Raw genomic sequence first — 4,219 nt, 5'->3', positions numbered from 1 at the left:
GTCATGATCAATAATACGCTGGCTTTGCTGGACGGCGACCGTCCGGACCCGGCGGCGGTTGCCTTCTTGTGGAACCGGGAAGGCGAAATTCCGGGCAGCGCGATCGTTCCGCGAACGCCGAACGGTCTGGCGCATGAAGGCACGTATTATTGGCTGCAGGACGGAACGTCGGTAGGCGGCAAGTTTCACTGCTTCCCGCTGATCGTCGGGCCGAATCCGGACGGTCCGGAAGGCTTTCAGTTCGCGGTGCACGGCGTTGTCCGGGTATCCGCGCCGATGGAGGCGGGCGGTCCGGCCCTGGATCGCCAGGAGCAGGCGGATACGGATCTGTACTTCCAGTCGGCAGCCGGCCATACGACTTATTTCGGCGCCGCCGTGCTGCCCTGCACGGAAGAGGCCGGAGTTCCCGATCCGGACGGCTACGTCTACGTGTACGGGCTGCAGAACGACGGCGTCACGAAGCTTGTCGCCGCCCGCGTTCCCGCAGAGGAGCTGGAACGGACGGAGAAGTGGACGTTCTGGGACGGAAGCGGCTGGACGGAGCGCAAGGACCTGTGCGCGCCGATCGCCTCCGGAGTCTCGTCCGAGCTGAGCGTCTCTCCCGTAACCGGCGGATTTCTGGACGGCAAATACGTCCTCGTCGTCCAGCAGGGCGGAGTGTCTGGGAACCGGGTGGCGGTGAGCGCGGGAGACAGTCCGGTCGGACCCTTCGGCCCGTACGTGCCGGTGCACGCTTGCATGGAGCCGGAGGAGGGGCACGGCATCTACTCGTACAATGCCAAAGCCCATCCGCACCTGTCGCATCCGGGAGAGCTGCTGGCCAGCTATAACGTAAACACGACGAGCATGGACGCCCACATGGCGTTCGGCGGCATCTACCGGCCAAGATTCATCCGGATTCGGCAGCTTGTCTAAACGAACGGGAGAGCGGGAACATGAAAAAATATACTATCGTATTCGACATCGGCGGCCTGTTCATCAAGACGGCGGTCATGAACGCGCTCGGAAAGCTCGTTCCGGATTCCTACATGATCTATCCTTCCAAGTCCAAGGAGTCGAAGGACGAACTGCTCGCGCATTTCGTCGACTTGATCAAGCAGCAGACGAACCGGATTATGGACAAAACGTTTCGGATCGACGGCATCGGTTACGCCTTTCCCGGGCCGTTCGATTATGAGGAAGGCATAAGCTACATTCAGGGCGTGGACAAGTTCGAGAACATCTACGGGGTGAATCTAAGGCAGGAGCTGACCGCGAGATTGGCGAACGAGAGCTGGTTCGCCGGCAAGCGCTCGCCCGATTTTCACATCGTATTCGAGAACGACGCGAACCTGTTCGCATTGGGGGAATACGCCGTAGGCAAGGCGAGAGCTTACGGCAGGGCGCTGTGTCTGACGATCGGTACAGGTGCGGGCTCGGCCTTCCTGGAGGAAGGCGCCCTCGTCAAGTATCGGGAGGACGTGCCCGAACACGGCTGGATTTACAACCAGCCGTTCCGGGACTCGATCGTGGACGATTACATTTCCAAAAGGGGCATCGTTCGCCTCATGAGGGAAGCGGGGCTGGACGATGGCCTGGACGTGAAGAACGTGGCCGAGATGGCCCGCGGAGGAGACCCGCAAGCGATCGGCGTCTTCCACCGGTTCGGCGACAGGATCGGCGAGATGCTGCTGCCGTTTCTGGAGGCGTTCCGTCCGGAAGCGGTCGTTATCGGCGGACAGATCGTCAAGAGCCAGGAGCTGTTCCTGGATCGCGTGCGGCAAGCGCTCAGCGGATGCGACGTCTCCCTGGAAGTGACCGACGATACGTCGCTGAGCGCGTTCGCGGGAGTGTCGTTGCTGCTCCGTCAAACCATTAACGAGACGAAAGCGAGGGAAACTTATGGCCGGGATCCGGGAAATTCTCGTATACCATCATAGCCATTTGGATGTCGGCTATACGCACCCGCAGCCGGTGTTGTGGGAGCTGCAGAAATCGTATATCGATCAGGCGATCGAGCTGTGCGAAGAGACGGCGGACCAACCGGAGGAGGAACGGTTCTACTGGACGTGCGAGGCGACAGAGCCGGTCGTGCGCTGGCTGGAGACGGCGGACGAGGCGAGCGTCGAACGCTTCGCCGCGTGCGTGCGGAGAGGTCAGATCTGCCTGACGGCGGTGAACCTGCACAGTACGCCCCTCTGCTCCGCGGAGGAGATGATTCGCGCGCTGCGACCGGTCAAGGTACTGCGCGAGCGCTTCGGCGCGCCGATTCGCACCGCGATCAACCATGACATTAACGGCCAGCCGTGGACGTTCGCGCAGATTTTGCTGGACGCGGGCATCGAGCTCTATACGACCGGCGTCAACATCCATTTCGGCGGCATTCCGTTTAAACGCCCGAGCGCATTCCGCTGGGCGGCGCCGAACCGGCAAGAGCTGCTCACCTTCCACGGAGAGCACTACTCGCTGTTTACGCAGTTCGGAGAGCTGTGGGAGAACGACATGGCCAAGATGAAGGCGGGGCTTGACCGTTATTTGTCCCGCCTGGAAAGCGAAAGCTACCCTTACGATTTCGTCTACCTGTCGGCGACTAACATTCCGATGTTCGACAATACGCCTCCGGACACCGAGCTGCTCGGCATGATCCGGCGCTGGAACGCGGAAGGGCTCGGCCCCCGGATTCGCATGGCAACGCCGGAGATGCTGCTTGAGCGGCTGCGGAAGCTCCCTCGCGAGCAGGTGCCCGCCTATTCGGGAGACTGGACCGATTACTGGAACTTCGGAGCGGCCAGCTCCGCCGACGAAACCCGTTTGAGCCGCCGGTCCAAGACCGCCCTCCAGAGCGCGGAGTTTCTCGCCGCCTTCCGCCGCGAGCCGCTGACTGCGTCGGACGCAGCTTTGTATGAGGAAGCTTGGGAGCAGGTTCAGCTGTACGACGAGCATACGTGGGGAGCCAACATTTCCGTCACCGATCCCGACTCGACGTACACGAAAGTGCTGTGGGGGCACAAAGCGCATTTCGCCCATCAGGCAAACAGCCTTAGCGGGTATTTGCTCAACCGCGAACTGGAGCGCTTCGCCGGCAATCCGCCGCAATCCGGCAAGCCGGAGGGGACGCTGCTCGTGAACGCGTCGGCCGTGGAGCAGACCGTCGATCTGCGGCTGACGGAGCATTGGTACCACGAAGGCCGCCATCTGACGGCGTCGCGGTTGTGCGTGCATGCCAACAACCTGGACACGAATTGGAGCTTGCCGTCCTTCGGCAGGATCACCGTCCCTCCCTTTAGCTGGAAGAAGGTTCCTCATTCGGCGCTTGCCCGCGCCGTAAAAGCGGAGGACGAACTGAAGCTGGAGCCGGGACGGATCGAGACCCCGTATTACCGGCTCGGCTACGACCCGCAGACCGGACGAATCGCGGAGCTGTTCGACAAGAAAGCGGGCTGGTCGATGATCGATCCGGACAGCGAATGGACGTTGTTCCAGTACGTGAACGAGATGCCCGATCCGCTTCGCGGGCGGCGCCACCGGGAGACGCTGTTCCTGCGCGACATCGACAAATGCAACAACAGCGTAAGCTGCTGGAACAACGATTGGAAGGCTCGCCGCAGAGGCGCGGACCGGCTGCTGTCGTGCTCGGCCGCCGAGCACGACAGCGGCGTTACGCTGACGCTGGTCTGGGAGGCGCCGGGCGTCCGCAAGCTGGAGCAGCGGATCACGCTGTTCCGCGATCGTCCGGACATCGAGCTGCGGGCGCTGATGGACAAGACGGACGACCGGGAACCGGAGTCGCTCTACTTCGCTTTTCCGCTCCGTTTGAACGCGGGATGGGAAGCCGTCTTCGATACCGCCGGCACGCCGGTGCGGCTGGACGACGACCAGCTTCCGGGCGTCAGCCGGGATTGGGTGACGGCGGATCGCGCGGTATCGGTGTACGACGGCCGCTACGGCGTCACACTGGCTTGTCCGGATGCCCCGCTCGTGCAGATCGGCGGCTTCAATTTTGGCCGGGAGAGCGCGGCGATTCCGCGTGAAGCCAATCCGCTGCTGCTGGCATGGCCGCTGAACAACTACTGGGACACCAATTTCCGGGCCAGCCAGCCCGGACCGATTGGCCTGACGTACCGGCTCCTTCCGTTCTCCGGTCCATTCCGGCCGGAGGAGATGGCGCGCGTCGGGTTCGAAGCTTCGCTGCCGATTCAGCAGTTTCCGGCTTACGTTTGCCCGGAGGCAGCGGAAGGAA

General features: G+C 62.5%; 3 protein-coding genes. All 3 read left to right on the top strand.

The genetic code is table 11. The annotated features are described in order from the left end of the window. The coding region (locus tag ACESLM_RS30340; RefSeq protein WP_372638432.1) for a DUF4185 domain-containing protein at window positions 1-915 on the top strand (915 nt) is incomplete at its 5' end. A gap of 20 nt (window positions 916-935) precedes the next feature. Beyond that, complete coding sequence (locus tag ACESLM_RS30335) at window positions 936-1,919, top strand: ROK family protein (RefSeq protein WP_372638430.1); 984 nt, start codon at window positions 936-938, stop codon at window positions 1,917-1,919. After that, on the top strand, window positions 1,882-4,219 hold a 2,338-nt coding region (locus tag ACESLM_RS30330), incomplete at its 3' end, for a glycoside hydrolase family 38 N-terminal domain-containing protein (RefSeq protein ID WP_372638428.1). The genes ACESLM_RS30335 and ACESLM_RS30330, both read left to right, overlap by 38 nt.

Source organism: Cohnella sp. (assembly GCF_041641335.1).
In the GTDB taxonomy this organism is placed as follows: Bacteria; Bacillota; Bacilli; order Paenibacillales; family Paenibacillaceae; genus Cohnella.
This window is presented reverse-complemented; position numbering and strand designations above follow the sequence as displayed.